The following is an 18,883-nucleotide window of genomic DNA, read 5'->3' on the forward strand; positions in this document are numbered from 1 at the left end:
ATTGTATGGCAGATGACATGTTTGCCATGCGTCCGGGCCTTAGGCCGGGACGTCGGACCGTTCGCAACGTGAGGGGGATTTACATGGGACGCTTTACCAATCCGCGTGACCTGTACTTTGGCGAGGGTGCCCGACATGAGGTGAAGAACCTCAAGGGCAGCAAGGCGGTCATCGTCTCGGGCGGCAGCAGCATGCGGCGCGGCGGCTTTTTGCAGGACGTGCAGGCGGACCTTGAGGCCGCAGGCATGGAGGTCAAGCTCTTCGAGGGCGTCGAGCCGGACCCCTCCGTTGACACGGTCATGCGCGGCGCCGCCTTCATGCAGGAGTTCGGCCCCGACTGGATCGTCGCCATCGGCGGAGGCAGCCCCATCGACGCCGCCAAGGCCATGTGGATCAAGTACGAGTACCCCGAGACCACGTTCGAGGACATGTGCAAGGTCTTCGGCCTGCCCAAGCTCCGCACCAAGGCCCACTTCTGCGCCATCTCCTCGACGTCGGGCACGGCGACCGAGGTGACGGCCTTCTCGGTCATCACCGACTACGAGAAGGGCATCAAGTACCCTCTCGCCGACTTTGAGATCACGCCGGACATCGCCATCGTCGATCCCGAGCTCACCTACACCATGCCCGCCAAGCTCTGCGCTCACACAGGCATGGACGCGCTGACGCACTCCCTGGAGGCCTACGTCTCCACGGCCGCCTCGATGTTCACCGACGCCAACGCCCTGCACGCCATCCGCGAGATCACCCAGTGGCTGCCCGCGTCCTTCGAGGGGCAGAAGGAGGCACGCCAGCACATGCACGAGGCGCAGTGCATCGCGGGCATCGCGTTCTCGTCAGGCCTTCTGGGCATCGTGCACTCCATGGCCCACAAGACCGGCGCTGCCTTTGAGAACGGACACATCATCCACGGTGCCGCCAACGCCATGTATCTGGGCAAGGTCATCCAGTGGAACGCCAAGGACGCCCGCGCGAACGAGCGCTACGCCTTTGTCGCCAAGGACATCCTGCATCTTGAGGGCAGCACCAACGACCAGCTCGTCGAGAACCTCGTCCAGTACATCCGCGGCATGAACGACGCGCTCAAGATTCCGCAGTCCATCAGCAACTACGCCAACGGCGGCATCAAGGCCGACGAGACCGGCGAGCCCGTGATGGTGTCCGAGAAGGAGTTCCTCGAGAAGCTCCCCTCCGTCGCCGCCAACGCGGCGCTTGACGCCTGCACGCCCGAGAACCCCCGCGAGACCAAGCCGGAGGACTTCGAGAAGATTCTCAAGTGCTGCTACTTTGACGAGCCGGTCAACTTCTAGGGTCGCACGGACGAAGACACGCACGGTTTTGCAGGGGGCGCCCCGGGTGATGCCGGGGCGTCCCCTCGTCATGCGAGGGGACGCCGCCCACAAGGCCGCGAGCGCGGGCAGCCGACCGCGCGCATGCCGAGACCCGCGAACGATGGCCAGGCTCAGCGAGCCGGGCGCTAGCGCAGGGCGAGGAGCGTGCGCAGGGCCTGGCAGAAGCCGTCGGTGGAGCCTGCCGCCGAGACGAACGCGCTGCCGACGCCCGCGAGCGCCGCCTGCGCCTTGGGGTTGTCGATGCCGTTGCGCATGAGCATGAAGGTGCCCACCTCGCGGGCCATGCGGCAGTCGGCCGGCGAGTCGCCGCAGGCCAGGCACTCGTCGGGGTCCCATCCTTTGAGCTCGATGTAGCGTCTCACTGCCGAGCCCTTGTCGAGGCCGCGGGGCATGACGTGGTAGGTGTGGACGTCCTCGACCTTGCCACCCCCGAAGGAGGGCAGGATCGTCGCCCCCGTTATGCGACTCACGAGGCCGTTGTCGGCCAGGTAGAGGGGGAGTCCCGTCTCGTCCAGCATGGCCTGCGCCTCGTCCTCGACGACGGCGCCCCTGAGCGCGACGGTGACCTCGCGGTACTGATAGCCGATGTTGTTGTCGTGGTAGGTCTCAAGGCAGTCATACCAGCGCTCGAGCATGCGGTCGATGACGCCGGTCTCGGTGATGACGTCGTGGGGCGTCTTGCCGGAGGCCTCGTCGTAGGGCATGTCGGCCGTGAAGTAGTGCCAGGTGCCCGCCCCCGCCTCGCTCAGGCAGAGGATGCCGCCCATCTCGCCGATCCATCCGTCCATGCCCAGCAGGCGTGCGTCCTCGCGGGCCATGGCGCGATTGCGCCCGGTGCAGGTGATGACGTCAAGGCCCGCCCGCCGCGCGTCCACGAGTGTGCGGGCAAGCTCAAAGGAGGGAGTCCCGTCGCTGGCGACGAGGGCGCAGCTCGAGCTCAGCATGGTGCCGTCGGTGTCCGAGAACACGTGCCTGACGCGCGAGAGACGATCCGCCAGGTCCTCGGGAAGAGACGAGGCGTCGGTGGGGAAGGTGGGAAGTGACAGGGCGGGCATGTGCCCTCCTTTCGCTGGGCCGTGTGTCCGGGCGGGCGCGGCAGGCTCCTCTGGGTCAGGACGACGCCGCCAGGTGGTCCGCGACCGCCCGCCTGAAGAGCGTGGCGTCCGTCTCGCAGGGCACAAACGCGTCCCCCTTGTGCTGAAGGGTCTCGTCCCCCTTTGCCAGCAGGCAGACCAGGGCGCCCGTCGGGCTGGAGAACGCCAGGTCAACGGCACGACGTATGGCCGCCTCACGGTCGAGGACGATGTCGTGGGGCGTGTCGGGGGGCGTCGCCTGGGACAGCTGGGCGCAGATGCTCGCCACGTCCTCGCAGGCGGGGTCCTCCTCCGTGTAGATGAGGTGGTCGGCCCAGCGCGCCGCCTCCCGGGGCAGTTCGACGCGCCGCTCGAAGGCCTTGCCGCCCGGGGCCCCAAGTACTGCGATGATGGCCCTGCCGGCGAACTCCTTGCTCATGGACGCAAAGAAGCGCTGGTACGAAAGCTTGTTGTGGGCGTAGTCCACGATGCCCGTCACCCGGGGGTCAGCGGTGGGGAGCAGCTCCATCCTGCCGGGGACCACGGCGCGTGCCAGCCCCCGGGCGATCTGGTCGGGACCTACGCCCACGCCCTCGCAGGCCGCGATGGCACACAGGGCGTTCTCGACGTTGAAGCTCCCGGGCATGGGCAGCGTGAGCTCGCGCTCCCATCGAGGGGTGTGCGCCACAAAGCGCAACCCGTCCCCGGTGGAGGTCACGTCACGCGCCCAGACCTCGGCAAAGCCAGGCGCCGTGTGGGTTCCTGCCGAGAAGCGCGTCACGCGCTCGCAGGCTGCTGCCGCCCTCGCCGCGCGCTCGACCTTGGCGGCATGGTCCATGTCAAGATTGACCACCGCTGCGCGCGACTGGTCAAAGATGCGCAGCTTGCTGTTGAAGTAGTCCTCGAAGCTGGGGTGCTCGGCCGGCGAGATGTGGTCGCGACCAATGTTGAGGAAGCAGCCCACGCTCAGGTCAAGTCCCACGACGCGCTCATACTTGAGCGCCTGGCTCGAGACCTCCATGACCAGATAGGGAAGGCCCGCGGCGACCGCGTTGGCAAGGTGGCGCCAGAGGTCGGGGGCCTCGGGCGTGGTGTTGACGCTCTCAAAGCGCTCCACGCCGTCAAAGGTCTCGATGGACCCCAGGATGGCGGCGCGCGCCCTTCCGTCCGTCGCGCCCGCGTCCAATATGGAGCGAATCATGTAGGTGCAGGTGGACTTGCCCTTGGTGCCCGTGACGCCGATGATGCGGAGGTGACGCTCGGGGTGCCCCCAGGCCTCAGCGGAGACGAGGGCCATCGCCCGTCGCAGCTCCTTGTCAGGCACCACGAGGGCGCAGGCGTCGGGGGCGACAACCGCAAGCTCGACAGCACGGCTCTCGGCGCAGAGGTATGCGCCGCAACCCGCCGCGAGCGCGTCGGCAAGATAGGAGGGCCTGAACGCGGCTCCCTTGCAGACGAAGAGGCGGCCCGCCCCCGCGCGGCGCGAGTCGCAATCCACGCCGCAGACGCCCTCGTCGCCTCCCTGCGGGCAGCGCACGAGCCGGGCGTCGATGCCCTCCTCGCGAAGCAGGTCGGCCAAGGCGGTCAGTGTGGTGTTCGTCTTCATGGGGCTAGTATAGCCTGCGCGGGCGTCGCAAGACCGGCTCGTCTCGCGCCTTCGCCCGTCACGGGTGGTCCCGCGCGTCCTTGTGCGGCGCCTGGCTGCCTGACGTAGCCCTGTGACGGCCGGGGGCGCCTGTCGCGCTGTGCTACACTCCTGGTGCGCACGGGCGATTGGCGCAGTGGCTAGCGCAGGTGCTTTACACGCACAAGGTCGGGGGTTCGAATCCCTCATCGCCCACCACGAGCGCTCTGGACCTCGCATGAGGCCCGCCTGGCGTCGTCGAGAAGAGGTGCCATGCCGCAGAACCCTGGCGTCCCGCTGTCATGCGGGCGCTCCCACGACCGACGTCCCGACCAGATGAGGCCCGTCAAGCTCACGCCGGGCGTCATGAAGCACGCGGACGGCTCCTGCCTGGCGGAGTTCGGGGACACGCGCGTCATCTGCACCGCCGTCATCGAGGAGGGCGTGCCGCCCTGGCGCAGGGCGACGCGGCAGGGTTGGGTCACTGCGGAGTACGCCATGCTCCCCGCCGCCACCAACACGCGCGGCAAGCGCGAGTATCGCGGCAGGAAGGGCCGGTCAATGGAGATTGAGCGGCTCGTGGGCAGGAGCCTGCGCGCCGCCGTGGACCTCAGGCGCCTGGGCGAGCTCACGGTGACCTGCGACTGCGACGTCATCCAGGCTGATGGGGGGACGAGGACCGCGTCGATAACCGGGGCCTGGGTCGCCCTGCATGACGCCCTCATGAGCTGGGTGCGCTCTGACAGGATCAAGCGCCTGCCGCTCACGGGCCAGGTGGCGGCCGTCAGTGCGGGGCTCGTCGGGGGCCAGGCCCTGCTCGACTTGGACTATCCCGAGGACAGCCACGCCCAGGTGGACCTCAATCTCGTGGGAACGGACTGCGGCGGCATCGTCGAGGTGCAGGGCACCGGCGAGGGCGCGACCATGGGTCGCGACCAACTTGACGTCCTTATCGACCTGTGTCAGGCGGGCGTGGCGCAGCTCGTCCGCCTGCAGAGGGACGTGACGGGCTTCGAGCGTTCCTCATAGACATCTGGGCCGCGACGCGGCATGACGCAAGGAGACCTCCCCATGACAGACCTCGACCTCTCGACGCTTGACCGGGCCACGACGGTGGTCATCGCGACGGGCAACGCCCACAAGGTGGGCGAGATCACGGCCATCCTCTCTCCAAGGCTCACGGACGCGCGTTTTGTCGCCCTGGGCGACCTGGGTTCCTATCCGGACCCCGTGGAGGACGGCGCGACCTTCCATGACAACGCGCTCATCAAGGCCCGCGCCGCCCTGGACGAGACGGGCCTCACCATGGCCGTGGCCGACGACTCCGGCCTCTGCGTTGACGCGCTGGGAGGGGCGCCCGGCATCTTCTCGGCGCGCTGGGCCGGCGAGCACGGCAACGACGACGCCAACAACGACAAGCTCCTGCACGAGATGGCCGACGTCCCGGAGGGGGAGCGGACCGCCCGCTTTCACTCGTCCGTCGTGTTTGTGAGGCGTGACGAGGACGGCGAGGAGGTCATCTCGGGCGAGGGGGACTGCCCCGGCAGCATCGGCCTCGCGCGGCGGGGGAGCCACGGGTTTGGCTACGATCCGCTCTTCGTGCTCGACGACAGGCCGGGCGTCACGATGGCCGAGCTGGACGCCGGGCAGAAGAACCAGATCTCGCACCGGTATCGCGCGCTGGCCGACCTTGCCGCCAAGCTGTGAGCGGCCTCCCATAGGCGTACCATCGTCAGCGATGACGTCATGCCATACCGTTCGAGCAGGAAGGATGCACGCAATGAGAATCGTCAGGGCACATGATTACGACGACATGAGTCGCAAGGCGGCCAACATCATCTCCGCGCAGGTGATACTCAAGCCCGACAGCGTCCTGGGGCTTGCCACGGGATCCACCCCCCTGGGCATCTACGCCCAGCTCATCGAGTGGTATGAGAAGGGCGACCTGGACTTCTCGCAGGTCTCCACCTTCAACCTGGACGAGTATCGCGGGCTCGCCCATGACGACCCCCAGAGCTACCATCACTTCATGCGCGCCAACTTCTTTGACCGCATCAACATCGATCCCGCCAACACGCACGTGCCGGACGGCTCCAACCTTGACGCTGAGGGGGTCTGCGCCGCCTATGACCGCAGCGTGGCCGACGCTGGCTACCCCGACCTGCAGCTTTTGGGCATCGGGCGCAACGGGCACGTGGGCTTTAACGAGCCGGGCGCGGTCTTCTCGAAGGGAACCTACTGCGTGGACCTCACGCCCAGCACCATCGAGGCCAACAGCCGCCTGTTTGACCGGGTCGAGGACGTTCCGCGCCAGGCCTATACGATGGGTGTCCAGACCATCATGTTCGCCCGCAGCGTCCTGGTGGTCGCCAGCGGCGAGGAGAAGGCCGACGCCGTGCGCGCCATGTGCCTGGGCCCCGTCGACCCCCAGTGCCCCGCCTCCATCCTGCAGCTGCATGCCGCCTGCACCGTCATCGCGGACGAGGCGGCGCTCTGCAAGATGCCCGCCTGACGCCAGGCGCGACGTCGCGAGGGCGCAGGCACGCCCCTGGTCTTGACCCATGCCCGCAGCGCCCCGGACGGCCGTCCGGGGCGCGTCGGCCTCAGGTGAGGGGGCAGATCACACGCCCAGCACCAGCGGAGACTTGGGATAGCGGTTGATGACCTCGCAGCCGTCCTTTGTGACGATGACGAGGTCCTCGATGCGCACGCCCATCTCGCCCGGAAGATAGACGCCCGGCTCTATGGAAAAGCACTGGCCGGGCCTAACGGGCTCGTCATGGGTCGCGGACACGTCTCCCGGCTCGTGGTCAACCAGGCCGATCTGATGCCCCAGCCTATGCGTGAAGTTGGGCCCAAACCCCGCCTCCTCGATGACGGCGCGGGCGCAGCGATCTATGTGGGCAAAGGTCACGCCGGGGGCGACAAGCGCCTCGGCCGCCTCGTTTGCCCGGCGGACCGCGTCATAGACGGTCAGCTGCCGCCTTGTGGGCGCTGCCGTGAAGAAGGTCCTCGTCATGTCCGAGCAGTACCGCCGGCGCCTGCAGCCCACGTCAAAGAGGACCATGTCCCCAGGCCGCAGGGTCGTGTCGTCCGGCTCGTGATGGGGGTCCGCGGCGTTGGCCCCAAAGCTCACGATGGGCGAGAAGGAATGGCCCTCGGCGCCCAGGCGACGATACTGCGCCAGCAGGCCCTCGGCAATCTCGCGCTCGCTCACGCCCACCCTGACCTGCGAGGCGAGCCAGCCCATCGCCTCGTCGTTCACCAAGCTCGCGGCGCGCATGAGCTCCTGCTCCCGGGGCGACTTGATGGAGCGCGCCTCGTCCACCGCTCGTGACGCCAGCACCCAACCGCTGCCGGCCCCGGCCTCCATGAGGGGGAGCAGCCAGCGCGCCTCAAGGGCCTTGTCCACGCCCAGGCGCGCGTCGGCGTCAACGTGGGAGGCCACGAGCGGCACGGGGTCGTCCGTGTCGGAAAAGGTCACGACCTCGTCAGCCGCGCCCTCAGGGTCGGGAAAGAGGCGGTTGGCAAAGAGGGCGCCCCGCGCCGCCCCGCTCGCAGGGTCCCTCGTGACGAGCAGCCCGAGGAAGCGCTCGAAGGGTTCGGTGTGGTAGCCCGTAAGCCACCAGATGGAGAGAGGGTCGCAGACGAGCATCTGGGAGAGTCCGAGGTCCGCGAGTCCTCGCAGCACGGCATCTGCGCGTGAGGTGTCCATGTATGCAGGCTCCTATCCCTTTCATGAACGATTGGCGACGGGCACGACGGTGCGTCATCCATGGCCTAAACTATATCCTTGCACCTATTATGGCGTCATTTTGGGCATTTGGCGCTCGCTTTGGAGGACCGCATGCATTCAGAGGCATCACCGGCCAACAGGGTCGATCGGATTCGCGACGAGCTCACGGAACTGCGGGGCAATGCGCTGCGAGTTCGCGCAAACCTGGGCCGCTCGCGCATCGTGGAGCGCACGGGAACGCTCATCGGCACCTATGACGCGCTGTTCATCATTGAGGTCGAGGAGCGCCGCGGACGTACCTCTCGCCAGTCCTACCAGTACGTCGACGTCCTCACCTCGACGGTCGAGCTCTACGACCCGGACACGGGCGAGCGCCTGCTGGACTTCACCGGCCTGGAGTAGGCGACGTGGCCCACTCCGTCGTGCTGCGCGCACCTGCGAAGGTCAACCTGCACCTGGGCATCTATCCGGGACGGGACGAGCGGGGCTACCATCGCGCGGACTCGATAATGGTCGCGCTCGACGTGGCCGACGAGGTCCGGGTGAGCGAGCTCGATAACGCCGCCGATGGCGATGCCCCCGCCGCCGACGTGTTCCCCCGGCTCACGCTGAGCGAGGACGTGGGGGTGCCCGCCTCGCGGAACACGGCCTGGGTGGCCGCCCGCCGTCTGTGCGAGACCTTTGGGCGAAGCCCACGCTATGCCGTGCGCCTGACAAAGCGCATTCCGCCGCGCAGCGGCCTGGGTGGCTCCTCCTCAGACGCGGCCGGAACCATCTTGGGACTCTGCCGGCTCTGGGGCATGAGCCCCGCGCAGGCGGCGGGCGACGCGCGCGTGGTGAGGGTCGCTCGTTCCGTCGGCGCCGACGTGCCGTTCTTCCTGAGACCCGACCCCACGCTGCTTGTGGGGAGGGGTGACGTCCCCGCGCGGTCGTTCCCGAGCCTCGCGGGCGTGCCCGTCGTGCTACTGCGGCCTTCGTGCGGCGTGGGGACGCCCGAGGCGTACCGGGCGTATGACGAGGCGCCCAGCACACCGCAGGACCCGGGACCCCTCGAGGAGGCGCTCGAGCGCGGTGACGTCGTGCGTGTGGCAGCGTCGCTGCACAACAACCTGGCGCCCGCTGCCGAGCGCCTGGTTCCCGCCTGCGGCGAGGCGCTGTCCTGGCTGCGGGCCCAGAGGGGCGTTATGGGCGCGCAGCTCACCGGATCGGGCAGCTGCGCGTTCGCAATCGTGGACGGAACGCCCGCCGCTCGGCGCGTCGTGCGCGCCGCGCGCGTCTGGCGCCCCGGCTGGTGGGCAATCTCGTGCGAGACAGTTGGATCTGGCACGCAGTTCTGCTAGAGTGGCTCCGTTACGGGACGTAGCGCAGTTTGGTAGCGCGCACGGTTCGGGACCGTGAGGTCGCTGGTTCGAATCCAGTCGTCCCGACCAGAAACGGCAGGCCAGAGGCATAAAGCCCCTGGCCTTTTCTTATCTTGGGCACACGCTGGCCATAAGCATCGTCTCCGACCTGAGCGAGCTACATCAATTGCGCGAGTCGATTCATTCCTCGCGTATCTCGTGCTATTTTGGCCAGCTCTACCTATCGAACGTTAGCAGTGGATGACCGGGGCGACTCAGTCCCTTATAGCCGTTCGTGGCTGCTTTCTCTGCGCTGCGGCCGGCAATCCATCCCTTCGCAACCGTACGTGGGCGATCTTGTCGCCGCTGCACTCCCTGCGAATCGCATCGTCGAGGTGGCACACATGCCGTTCGGTTTCCTTGCGGTCAGGTGAGTCCTCCTCCAAGGCTCTCCAGCCCATCGCCAGTGACGTGGCCCTCCCTGTGCGCCCCCCACGGCGGCCGACTCTTCGCAAGTAGCTAACGCATGACCGTCCTTGTGTGCTTGACGCGCCCGGTCGTCATGCTGAGGTCCATGGGTGGCCCCCCTTTGCCAGCGCAGCCATATTAGAGAGCAAGCATGCCGGGTGACGCCCCGCCGCCGTGGTAGACTTTGAGCGCTGACGACCTGAGGAGACGTGTCATGCGTGACAAGCTGAAAAAGCTCATCGAGGCCTACGAGGAGCTCGAGAAGAGGATGATGGATCCGGCCGTCGTGTCGGACCCCAAGGAATACGCGCGCATCGCCAAGGAGCACGCCAACCAGTCCGAGCTCGTGGAGAAGGCCCGCGAGTATCTGGGCGCGCTTGACGACATCGACGCGGCCAAGGAGATGTTGCGCGAGACCTCCGAGCCCGACGAGAAGGAGATGCTCCAGGCGGACATCTCCGAGAACGAGGCGAAGCTTCCGGGGCTTGAGGACACCATCAAGGTCATGCTCATCCCCGGCGACCCCAACGACGAGAAGGACACCATCGTCGAGATCAGGGCTGGCGTCGGCGGCGACGAGGCGGGCATCTTTGCCGGCGACCTCTTTGCTATGTATGAGCGCTTCGCCGCCTCGCGCAGGTGGAAGGTCGAGGTCCTCTCCGCCAGTCCGTCCGAGGCCGGCGGCTACAAGACCATCGAGTTCAAGGTCCTGGGCGACAAGGTCTACTCCGTGATGAAGTACGAGAGCGGCGTCCATCGCGTCCAGCGCGTCCCCAAGACCGAGAGCCAGGGTCGCATCCAGACCTCCACGGCCACCGTCGCCGTGCTTCCCGAGGCCGATGACATTGACATCGACATCAAGGACGAGGACCTGCGCATTGACACCTACTGTGCCTCGGGACCCGGCGGCCAGGGCGTCAACACGACCTACTCGGCCGTGCGCATCACGCACCTGCCGACCAACACCGTGGTGCAGTCGCAGGACCAGCGCTCGCAGATCCAGACCCGCGAGGTCTGCATGCAGATGCTCCGCGCCCGCCTGTACGAGGTGGAGCTTGAGCGCCAGCAGGCCGAGCAGGGCGCCAGCCGCCTCGCGCAGATCGGCCACGGCAACCGCTCCGAGAAGATTCGCACCTACAACCAGCCTCAGGACCGCGTGACCGACCATCGCATCGGCTTCAACGGCACCTATAACGGCGTCCTTTTGGGCGACACGCTCCCCTCCGTGATCGAGGCCCTCGCGGCCGCCGACCGCGCCGAGAAGCTTGCGCAGGCAGTCTAGGCAGGGCGCTCGGGCATGGACGGGCAGCAGATGGGGGGCGTCACGCGTCCCCGGGCCGACGAGGCGTGGACCGTCAAGCGCATGCTCGACTGGACCCGCGACTACCTTGAGGCGAGGGGGGACGACCATCCCCGTCTCTCGGCGGAGTGGCTCATCAGCGACGCCTGCGGCCTGTCGCGCATCGAGATCTACACGAAGTTCGACCACGTGCTGACGTCGGCGGAGCTCGACGCCATGCGTTCCGGCGTCCTCAGGCGCGGCCGGGGGGAGCCCCTGCAGTACGTCACGGGCGAGATGCCCTTCAGGCACATCGTGGTGCGCTGCGAGCAGGACGTGCTCATCCCGCGCCCCGAGACCGAGGTCCTGGTGGACGCGGCGCTTGCGGGCGTGGACGCGGCGCGTGCGGCCGGCCACGCGGCCCACGTGCTCGAGCTGGGCTGCGGCTCGGGCTGCATCGCCTGCTCCGTGGCCTGTGAGCGTCCGGGCACCAGGGTGGTTGCCACGGATCTCTCGCCCCATGCCGCGAGCCTGGCCAGCCGCAACCGAGACGCCCTGGGCCTCGCGCGCTCGATAGACGTCATCGGCTGCGACCTGGCCGAGGGCGTGGACGCGTCTCTCATGGGAACCTTTGACGTGCTCGTCTCAAACCCGCCCTACATTCCCAGCGCCCTGGTTCCCACCCTGCCCGCCGAGGTGTCCGCCTTTGAGCCGACGCTCGCCCTGGACGGCGGGAGGGATGGCCTGGACGTGTTTCGTCGCATCCTCGCGCTGGCCCCCGCGGCGCTGCGGCCGGGCGGCCTCATGTGCGTGGAGCTCTTTGAGGGCAACGTGGGCACGGCGGCCGAGCTCACGCGCGCGCAGGGCGGCTGGGCGTCGGTCGAGGTGCGCCAGGACCTCACACGCCGCCCCCGCGTGCTCGTCGCCCTGCGAGAGGGAAGCCTGAAAGAGGGAGGAACCATGGTGGAGCGCACCAAGGTGCTCGGCGTCAACCAGGACGACCCCAGTCCCGTGCTCGTGCGGGACGTGGCGCACGTGCTCTTGGAGGGGGGCGTGGTCGTCATGCCCACCGACTCCGTCTATGGCATCGGCTGTGCCGCCATCCCCCATAACCCCGCCCTCGGGCGCATCTTCACGATCAAGCGCCGCGACCCGGCCCAGACGCTGCCCTGGCTCGTCGCGGACGTTCGTGACCTGGCCATCTATGGCGACGACGTTCCCGCGTGGGCCCAGGTCCTCGCCCGGGAGCTTTGGCCGGGCGCGCTCACGCTCGTCGTCAAGGCGAGTCGACTCGTTCCCCAGGAGTACGCGCTCGCCTCGCCGGACGGGGGCGAGCCCACCATCGCCCTGCGCTGCCCCGCCTCCGCGCTCGTGCGCAGCGTCGCGCGGGAGCTGGGCGTGCCCCTGGCCACCACGAGCGCCAACACCCATGGGGAGGCCTCGGCCACGTCGGGCGCCGAGGTCGAGGAGCGGCTCGTGCGGATGGCCGACCTCACCCTGGACGCGGGCCCGGCGCCGCTGGCGGTGGCCTCGACGATCGTCGACTGCACGGGGGCGGAGCCTCGCATCCTGCGGGAGGGCGCCATCTCACGGGATCGAATCTTTCACCTGCTGGGCCTGTGACGATCCCTGCCTCGCCGTCAGGACGCGCCCGGGATCCGTCACGCCTGAGCGATGCCCTGACGGACGTCCTGGCGGGCGGGTGCCATGCGCTACACTGCCCATAGGAATCCCCAATCTGGGCAGGGTGCCCGCCGTCGTAGCGAAGGAAGACGTCATGAGAATAGCCATTGGGTCTGACCACGGTGGATTCGACCAGAAGGAGCCCCTCGCCGCATACGCGCGCTCGCTGGGCCACGAGGTCATTGACATGGGCCCCGCGACCGGGGGCCGTTGCGACTATCCTGACTATGCCGACAAGGTCGCTCGCTACGTCGCGGCCGGCAAGGCCGACCGCGGCATCCTCATCTGCGGGACGGGCATCGGGATGGCCATCACGGCCGACAAGGTGCCCGGCATCCGCGCCGCCGTCATCCAGACCCCTCAGTTTGCCCAGCTCTTCCGCGAGCATAATGACGGCAACGTGCTCTGCATCTCGGGACGCTTCACGGAGCTCGACGTCAACAAGGAGATCGTTCGCATCTTCCTGACGCAGGAATGGGAGGGCGGCCGTCATGCCGTCCGCGTCGAGAAGGCCATGCGCGAGAACGACCCCGACTTCCATGGCGTGGGAGAGGATTTCCAGGCAGAGAACTAATGCTTGAGGGACCCGGCTCGCCCGTACCATAGGTGGTGCTGCGTGTCCCCGTCGGAAAGGAACATGGATGACAGACTATCTCGCGGGCCTTCGCGCCCAGGACCCTGCGGTCGCGGAGCTCGTCGGCGAGGAGCTCGCTCGCCAGCGCGACTCCATCGAGCTCATCGCCTCCGAGAACTTCGTCTCGCCGGCCGTCATGCAGGCCGTGGGGACCCCCCTCACCAACAAGTATGCCGAGGGGCTGCCCGGCAAGCGCTACTACGGCGGCTGCTGGGCGGTGGACAAGGTCGAGAACCTTGCCATCGACCGCGTCAAGCAGCTCTTTGGCTGCAACTTTGCCAACGTCCAGCCTCACTCGGGAGCCCAGGCCAACTATGCGGCCGAGTCCGCCTTCGCCAAGCCCGGCGACACCATCATGGGCATGGACCTCTCGAACGGCGGTCACCTGACCCACGGGTCGCCGGCCAACTTCTCGGGCAAGCTGTTTGACGTTCAGAGCTATGGACTCGACCCCGACACCGAGCGCATCAACTACGACGAGGTGGCAGAGAGGGCGCAGCGCTGCCATCCCGCCATCATCATCGCTGGCGCCTCCGCCTACCCGCGCCTGATCGACTTTGAGCGCTTTGCCAAGATCGCCCATGACAGCGGCGCGATCCTCATGGTCGACATGGCCCACATCGCCGGCATCGTCGCCGTGGGCCTGCACCCCAGCCCCATCCCCTTTGCCGACGTCGTGACCTCCACGACCCACAAGACCCTGCGTGGCACCCGCGGGGGCATCATCCTGTGGAACGACCCCGCATACTCCCGGCGCCTCAACTCCGCCGTCTTCCCTGGCTCGCAGGGCGGCCCGCTCGAGCACGTCATCGCCGGCAAGGCCGTCGCCTTTGCCGAGGCGCTCCGACCTGAGTTCAAGACCTACATAGGGCAGGTGCTCATCAACGCCAAGGCCCTGGGGCGCGGCATGGAGTCTCGCGGCATTCGCCTGGTCACGGGCGGCACGGACAACCATCTGGTCCTCGCCGACCTCACGAAGGTCGCGGACGGTCAGGTCAGCGGCAAGGATGCCGAGCAGGCCCTCGAGCGCGTGGGCATCACCGTCAACAAGAACACCATCCCGGGCGAGCGCCGCTCGCCGTTTGTCACGAGCGGCATCCGCGTGGGCTCGGCGGCCGCCACGACCCGCGGCTTCGGCGAGCAGGACTGCGAGCGAATCGGCGAGCTCATCGGCGACGTCGTCGCACACATCAATGACGAGCGGGTGCTCGACCGCGCGGAGGCCGAGGTCAAGGAGCTTCTCGCTCCGCACCCCCTGTATCCCGAGCTGGGCTAGAATCTCCTCGGCGCAGCTGACGCCCCGGCGCTCTGCGGCATGTCACGCGCGTCCGGGCGCCCACATGAGAAGAGAGGACTTCGCGCATGGATTTTGACACGAGTCGCCTGACGATCATCGACCACCCCCTTGTCCAGCACAAGCTGCACATTCTCAGGGACAAGGGCACGTCCACCAAGCAGTTCCGCGAGCTGGTGAGCGAGCTGGCCATCTTCGAGGGCTACGAGGCCATGCGCGACTTCCCGCTCGAGGACGTCGAGGTCCAGACGCCCCTCGAGACCACGGTCTGCAAGCGCATCGCGGGCAAGAAGGTTGCCATCATCCCGATCCTGCGCGCCGGCCTCGGCATGGTTGACGGCCTGCTCTCCCTCGTGCCGGCGGCGCGCGTCGGGCATGTGGGGATGTATCGTGACCCCGTCACGCACGAGCCCCATCAGTACTACTGCAAGTTTCCCCCTGACATCGAGAGTCGCACCTGCCTCGTCGTTGACCCGATGCTCGCCACGGGCGGCTCGCTCACGGCCGCGATCCAGTTCCTACGCGAGGCGGGCGTCAGGGACGTGCGCGCCCTCACCCTGGTGAGCGCCCCCGAGGGCGTCAAGGCGGTGCTCGACTTTGACCATGACGTGCGTCTGTACACCTGCGCCCTCGACCGCGAGCTCAATGAGTCCGCCTACATCCTGCCTGGTCTGGGCGACGCGGGCGACCGCATCTACGGGACGATCTAGGCGGGAAAAGCGCACCTTTGGGCATCGCGGCTCAAGGCGTTTGCGTGGCATGCGCCGGATGGGGAGTCCTTGTGGATTTTGGGTGGTCGGCACAGAAGAACCAGACGCGCTGGGCGCATGTCATGCGCCGCTGGGTCGGCGGGGCGCTGGTGCTCTGCTCCGTCGTCCTGCTCATCCTGCTCATTGAGTTCTTCGTGGGAGAGCCCGACCCCGCGCCCGCCGTCATCATAGTCTCCGCGATCGTGCCGCTCTGCTTCTTCTACGCGTACGTTCTCGTCATGCCGGACGACCTCACGCTCACGGCGACGGACCGCACCCTTCAGATCGCCTCGCACCTCTTGGCCTATGCGCAGCATGGCCTTACCCCCGAGATGGCTCAAGGCATCTGCGAGACGATCCTGCCGGAGACCTTTGCTTCGGCTATCTGCATAACGGACGGCCGACAGATGCTGGCGAGCGCCGGCAAGAACGCTGACCACTATCCGCTGGGAAGTCCGGTGAGCGAGGCCACCACCAGGGCGCTCGAGAGCGGCAGCGCCAGCATCTTTCAGCGGGACGACCTGCCCCCCTCAGACATCTTTCCGCTGAGGGCGGGCATCGTCGTGCCGCTCTCGGTTCACACGCATGTGGTGGGCACCATCGAGCTGTACTACACGCGCGTCAACCAGATAGACCAGCGTCAGATTGCGCTCAGCACGGGCTTTGGCGAGCTTCTCTCGTCCCAGCTCGTCTCCTTCGAGCTCGAGCAGCAGGCCAAGCGCTCGATGCGCATGGAGCTCAGCGCCCTGCAGTCGCAAGTCGATCCCCACTTCCTCTTCAACACCATCAGCGCCATCGTGTCGATAGTGCGCGTTTCACCTGACCGCGCCCGCTCCCTGCTCATAGACTTCTCCAACTACTATCGGCAGACCCTGGGGGACTCCGACGAGCTGGTGAAGGTGAGCCAGGAGGTGGAGCAGGGGGCACGCTACATAAACCTCATGCAGGCACGGTACGGGGCCGAGCGTCTGAAGGTCGCCATGCACATCGACGACGCGACGCGCGACCTGCTCGTGCCCCCCTTCATCGTTCAGCCCATCCTGGAAAACTCCGTCAAGCACGGCATGCGCGAGGAGGAGCCCCTGCACGTCGTCGTGACGAGCAAGGTGCAGGAAGACAGGCTGACCATCTGCGTGGAGGACGACGGCATCGGCATGTCCGAGGACGTCCGCGCCTCGCTCTTTGACCCGGAGCGCCGCCCGGAGGGCGGTGAGGTGGAGCAGCACCATCAGGGCTGCGGACTTGCCCTGTGCAACGTCCTCGCCAGGGTCAGGCTGTCCTACGGGGCGGATTCCGGCATAGAGGTGGAGTCGCAGGAGGGCCAGGGCACGCGCGTGACCATTTTTCTTGTCGGAAGCCCCACCCCATCCGAGGGGACGGCACGCCCTCTTGGGCAGGCCTCCTGAGTGCGTTTGCGCGCGCTGCACTAGGATGGCTGCTGGACGCACATGACCCTGGTCCGATTTCGCAATCAGAGGTGACACATGGCAGGCTGGAACATTCTCATCGTGGATGACGAGCCCCCCATTCGGGAGGAGCTGCGCTGGCTGCTCTCCCAGGACGGACGGGTGGATCAGATATACGAGGCCGGAGGGGTGACTCGCGCCGTCGAGCTGATCATGGCGGGCGGCGTGGACGTGGTGTTCCTCGACATATCGATGCCCGGACCCAGCGGCGTGAGGCTCGCGGAGTTTCTGCGTGACTTCAAGTCGCCGCCCGTCGTCGTGTTCATCACCGCGTACGCCGAGCACGCCGCCCACGCCTTTGACCTCAACGCCGCCGATTACGTGCTCAAGCCTGTCGAGGCGTCCCGCCTTGAGCAGGCCCTCTCCAAGGTTGAGAGCGTCATCAGGCAGCGCGACAGCGAGTCTTCGGGGCGTGACTTGCGCATCGCCGTCGAGGGAGACGGAAGCAGGATGTTCTTGCTCGCGCGAGAGATTACCTACGTCGAAGCGTGCGGCGACAATGCGGACGTCCATGCGCGCGGCATGCTCTATCTGGCCAAGACCTCGCTGAGCTCCCTCGAGGAATCCCTCGCCGAGGAAGGTTTTTTGCGAGTCCACAAGAGCTTCGTCGTCAATCTGGCGCGCATCGAGGATGTGAGGGCCTTGGGCCAGGGGCTGATGGAGCTCACGTTGACGGGCGAAGATCGCGTCATACCAGTCTCTCGCCGCCGGGCCTCCCAGCTAAAGGCGGCACTGAGCATAGGCTAGCGAGGCCCCTGGAAGCCGGGGTTCTTCCTGTCGTCCCCTGGGCGAAGGGGCGGCGGGGGCGACGTCCTCCCGCCCGCATTCGCGGGGCGCGTCAGCATCCGGTGCGCCTCGCGTATTGCCAGGCCCAGAATGACCCACGCAACCATGACGAGCCACTCGCCGGCGCTGGGACACTGGGGGCTCATGGGCAGGAACATGAACGCCGTGATCACGCAGCCTGAGAGACAGGCCCAGATGATGGCGGGACGTCCGCCGGGGACGCGATAGGGGCGCGGAAGGTCGGGCTCGGTCCTGCGCAGCCGGAGGCAGGAGAGGGACAGTATCGTCGATGCCAGCACGATGGCCCGTGCCGATACGTTGGTGATCGCCACGAGCGTGTTGGGGCCAAGGAGGGGCCCCGCGAGGGTCAGGACCGTCATGACGATGCAGGCGATGCGCGGGACCCCATGCTCCTCGTCAAGGGTTCCCAGGCACGACGGGAGCTGGTCCTTGCGCGCCATGGCAAGGATCAGGCGCGTGGAGGCGCCAAAGAAGGCGTTCATGGGCCCCAGGGTTCCCAGGGCCGCTATCACCAGGATGACGGCATACAGCAGAACGTCGATGCTCTCCAGGGCGGCCAGGGCCGGGGTGGGAGACTTCACGAAGTCGACCCATGGCAGGATGGTCCCAAAGGAGTAGATGCAGACGACATAGAATCCTCCCGACGCGATGAGCGTAAGGGGAATGATCTTGCCGAACGTGCTCCAGTTAAGCCCCTCGGAGGCCTCCTCGGCCTGCTGGGGGATGGTGTCGAAGCCCGCGTAGAAGAACGGCGTCATGACCAGGACGGCGAGGATGCCGCCCAGGAGGCTGGTGGCCTCGGTGTCGCCCCCGGCGGTGTTGGAGACCTGCGAGAACACGGGCATGGCGTTGCTGGATGACCCGGTGGCGAGCGCCACTACCATGGTCAGTGCCATGCCCACGAGCAGGACCTTGGCAAGCGAGACGGACAATCGCGCGGAGCTGCCAGACCCCAGAAAGTTGAGCCGCACGACCAAAAGCGACAGACCCACCGCGATGACCGTCGGCCAGAGGTAGACGTCGGCGCCCAGGATCGTGTAGAGCCTGACGGACGTGAGCCATGCCAGGTTGGGCATGTGCGAGAAGTGCTCCGTCAGCAGGGTCGATATCGCGATGGCCTCCCAAGGACAGATGATGCAGTTGCTCAAGGTCAGCATCCATCCCGTGAGGAACGACAGGGTTGGGCCAAAGCTCCTGTCCACGTACTCCACAATGCCGCCCGAGATGGGTATCGCGGCCGTGAGCTCGCCAAACACAGCCCCTACGGGGACGAGCAGCACCATGGCAATCAGAAAGGCGATTATGGCCGGCATGGGGCCGCCGCCCACCACCATCCAGTTGCCCACGAGAAGAACCCAGCCGGTTCCGATGATGGCCC

Annotated in this window: 17 protein-coding genes and 2 tRNA genes; 15 read left to right on the forward strand and 4 right to left on the reverse strand. The window is 67.2% G+C overall.

The features are described from left to right. Positions 1-83 precede the first annotated feature (83 nt). Positions 84-1,310, forward strand: coding sequence for an iron-containing alcohol dehydrogenase (locus tag HMPREF2826_RS02715; RefSeq protein ID WP_070638971.1), 1,227 nt, complete (start codon positions 84-86; stop codon positions 1,308-1,310). A 167-nt stretch (positions 1,311-1,477) separates the two neighbouring features. Here HMPREF2826_RS02715 and HMPREF2826_RS02720 read toward each other — a convergent pair whose 3' ends face one another. Together HMPREF2826_RS02720 and HMPREF2826_RS02725 are read right to left on the reverse strand one after the other, a co-directional pair. Next, complete coding sequence (locus HMPREF2826_RS02720) at positions 1,478-2,407, reverse strand: HAD family hydrolase (RefSeq protein ID WP_070638973.1); 930 nt, start codon at positions 2,405-2,407, stop codon at positions 1,478-1,480. Positions 2,408-2,462: 55 nt separating this feature from the next. Continuing rightward, entirely contained in the window at positions 2,463-4,031 is a 1,569-nt protein-coding gene (locus tag HMPREF2826_RS02725; protein ID WP_070638975.1) for a Mur ligase family protein, read from the reverse strand. A 161-nt stretch (positions 4,032-4,192) separates the two neighbouring features. Between HMPREF2826_RS02725 and HMPREF2826_RS02730 the strand changes: the two genes are divergently transcribed. From HMPREF2826_RS02730 to nagB, 4 genes are all read left to right on the forward strand, one after another. Beyond that, positions 4,193-4,268 (forward strand) — tRNA-Val (locus HMPREF2826_RS02730). Between the two features lie 54 nt (positions 4,269-4,322). Then, entirely contained in the window at positions 4,323-5,078 is a 756-nt protein-coding gene (gene rph / locus HMPREF2826_RS02735) for a ribonuclease PH (RefSeq protein WP_070638977.1), read from the forward strand. Between the two features lie 42 nt (positions 5,079-5,120). Continuing rightward, positions 5,121-5,756: an RdgB/HAM1 family non-canonical purine NTP pyrophosphatase gene (gene rdgB / locus HMPREF2826_RS02740; RefSeq protein WP_070638979.1), complete on the forward strand. Its 636-nt coding sequence runs from the start codon at positions 5,121-5,123 to the stop codon at positions 5,754-5,756. Positions 5,757-5,829: 73 nt separating this feature from the next. Next, entirely contained in the window at positions 5,830-6,561 is a 732-nt protein-coding gene (gene nagB, locus HMPREF2826_RS02745) for a glucosamine-6-phosphate deaminase (RefSeq protein ID WP_070638981.1), read from the forward strand. A gap of 108 nt (positions 6,562-6,669) precedes the next feature. Here nagB and HMPREF2826_RS02750 read toward each other — a convergent pair whose 3' ends face one another. Next, the gene (locus tag HMPREF2826_RS02750) at positions 6,670-7,764 is read right to left on the reverse strand and encodes a M24 family metallopeptidase (protein ID WP_070638983.1); all 1,095 of its coding nucleotides are present in this window, start codon (positions 7,762-7,764) and stop codon (positions 6,670-6,672) included. A 132-nt stretch (positions 7,765-7,896) separates the two neighbouring features. Between HMPREF2826_RS02750 and HMPREF2826_RS02755 the strand changes: the two genes are divergently transcribed. The 10 genes from HMPREF2826_RS02755 to HMPREF2826_RS02800 all read left to right on the forward strand — a co-directional run bounded on the left by HMPREF2826_RS02755 (position 7,897) and on the right by HMPREF2826_RS02800 (position 17,445). Beyond that, a complete protein-coding gene (locus tag HMPREF2826_RS02755; protein ID WP_070638985.1) occupies positions 7,897-8,187 on the forward strand; it encodes a Veg family protein in 291 nt (96 codons plus the stop codon). A gap of 5 nt (positions 8,188-8,192) precedes the next feature. After that, positions 8,193-9,125 (forward strand): 4-(cytidine 5'-diphospho)-2-C-methyl-D-erythritol kinase, encoded by a 933-nt coding sequence (locus HMPREF2826_RS02760; RefSeq protein ID WP_070638987.1) that lies wholly within the window; start codon positions 8,193-8,195, stop codon positions 9,123-9,125. 13 nt (positions 9,126-9,138) lie between these two features. Next, positions 9,139-9,215: transfer RNA gene (locus HMPREF2826_RS02765), tRNA-Pro, on the forward strand. Between the two features lie 592 nt (positions 9,216-9,807). Next, on the forward strand, positions 9,808-10,875 hold the full coding sequence (gene prfA / locus HMPREF2826_RS02770; protein WP_070638989.1) for a peptide chain release factor 1: 1,068 nt from the start codon (positions 9,808-9,810) through the stop codon (positions 10,873-10,875). A gap of 15 nt (positions 10,876-10,890) precedes the next feature. Continuing rightward, complete coding sequence (gene prmC, locus HMPREF2826_RS09765; RefSeq protein WP_371440566.1) at positions 10,891-12,495, forward strand: peptide chain release factor N(5)-glutamine methyltransferase; 1,605 nt, start codon at positions 10,891-10,893, stop codon at positions 12,493-12,495. 154 nt (positions 12,496-12,649) lie between these two features. Further along, positions 12,650-13,129: a ribose 5-phosphate isomerase B gene (rpiB, locus tag HMPREF2826_RS02780; RefSeq protein ID WP_058270747.1), complete on the forward strand. Its 480-nt coding sequence runs from the start codon at positions 12,650-12,652 to the stop codon at positions 13,127-13,129. A gap of 67 nt (positions 13,130-13,196) precedes the next feature. Then, on the forward strand, positions 13,197-14,465 hold the full coding sequence (glyA, locus tag HMPREF2826_RS02785) for a serine hydroxymethyltransferase (protein ID WP_070638992.1): 1,269 nt from the start codon (positions 13,197-13,199) through the stop codon (positions 14,463-14,465). A gap of 86 nt (positions 14,466-14,551) precedes the next feature. After that, on the forward strand, positions 14,552-15,193 hold the full coding sequence (upp, locus tag HMPREF2826_RS02790; protein ID WP_070638994.1) for a uracil phosphoribosyltransferase: 642 nt from the start codon (positions 14,552-14,554) through the stop codon (positions 15,191-15,193). 44 nt (positions 15,194-15,237) lie between these two features. Continuing rightward, on the forward strand, positions 15,238-16,638 hold the full coding sequence (locus HMPREF2826_RS02795; protein WP_246824664.1) for a GAF domain-containing sensor histidine kinase: 1,401 nt from the start codon (positions 15,238-15,240) through the stop codon (positions 16,636-16,638). Between the two features lie 78 nt (positions 16,639-16,716). Beyond that, positions 16,717-17,445, forward strand: a complete 729-nt coding sequence (locus tag HMPREF2826_RS02800) for a LytR/AlgR family response regulator transcription factor (RefSeq protein WP_070638999.1) — start codon at positions 16,717-16,719, stop codon at positions 17,443-17,445. Here the strand turns inward: HMPREF2826_RS02800 and HMPREF2826_RS02805 are convergent. After that, on the reverse strand, positions 17,442-18,883 hold a 1,442-nt coding region (locus tag HMPREF2826_RS02805), incomplete at its 5' end, for an APC family permease (protein ID WP_070639001.1). The genes HMPREF2826_RS02800 and HMPREF2826_RS02805 overlap by 4 nt on opposite strands.

The organism is Olsenella sp. HMSC062G07 (genome assembly GCF_001811895.1).
GTDB classification, from domain to species: domain Bacteria; phylum Actinomycetota; class Coriobacteriia; order Coriobacteriales; family Atopobiaceae; genus Olsenella_F; species Olsenella_F massiliensis.

Coding starts and splice junctions, on each gene's coding strand:
- HMPREF2826_RS02715 (WP_070638971.1), top strand. CDS start 84: ATGGGACGCTTTACCAATCCGCGTGACCTGTACTTTGGCGAGGGTGCC.
- HMPREF2826_RS02720 (WP_070638973.1), bottom strand. CDS start 2,407: ATGCCCGCCCTGTCACTTCCCACCTTCCCCACCGACGCCTCGTCTCTT.
- HMPREF2826_RS02725 (WP_070638975.1), bottom strand. CDS start 4,031: ATGAAGACGAACACCACACTGACCGCCTTGGCCGACCTGCTTCGCGAG.
- rph (WP_070638977.1), top strand. CDS start 4,323: ATGCCGCAGAACCCTGGCGTCCCGCTGTCATGCGGGCGCTCCCACGAC.
- rdgB (WP_070638979.1), top strand. CDS start 5,121: ATGACAGACCTCGACCTCTCGACGCTTGACCGGGCCACGACGGTGGTC.
- nagB (WP_070638981.1), top strand. CDS start 5,830: ATGAGAATCGTCAGGGCACATGATTACGACGACATGAGTCGCAAGGCG.
- HMPREF2826_RS02750 (WP_070638983.1), bottom strand. CDS start 7,764: ATGGACACCTCACGCGCAGATGCCGTGCTGCGAGGACTCGCGGACCTC.
- HMPREF2826_RS02755 (WP_070638985.1), top strand. CDS start 7,897: ATGCATTCAGAGGCATCACCGGCCAACAGGGTCGATCGGATTCGCGAC.
- prfA (WP_070638989.1), top strand. CDS start 9,808: ATGCGTGACAAGCTGAAAAAGCTCATCGAGGCCTACGAGGAGCTCGAG.
- prmC (WP_371440566.1), top strand. CDS start 10,891: ATGGACGGGCAGCAGATGGGGGGCGTCACGCGTCCCCGGGCCGACGAG.
- rpiB (WP_058270747.1), top strand. CDS start 12,650: ATGAGAATAGCCATTGGGTCTGACCACGGTGGATTCGACCAGAAGGAG.
- glyA (WP_070638992.1), top strand. CDS start 13,197: ATGACAGACTATCTCGCGGGCCTTCGCGCCCAGGACCCTGCGGTCGCG.
- upp (WP_070638994.1), top strand. CDS start 14,552: ATGGATTTTGACACGAGTCGCCTGACGATCATCGACCACCCCCTTGTC.
- HMPREF2826_RS02800 (WP_070638999.1), top strand. CDS start 16,717: ATGGCAGGCTGGAACATTCTCATCGTGGATGACGAGCCCCCCATTCGG.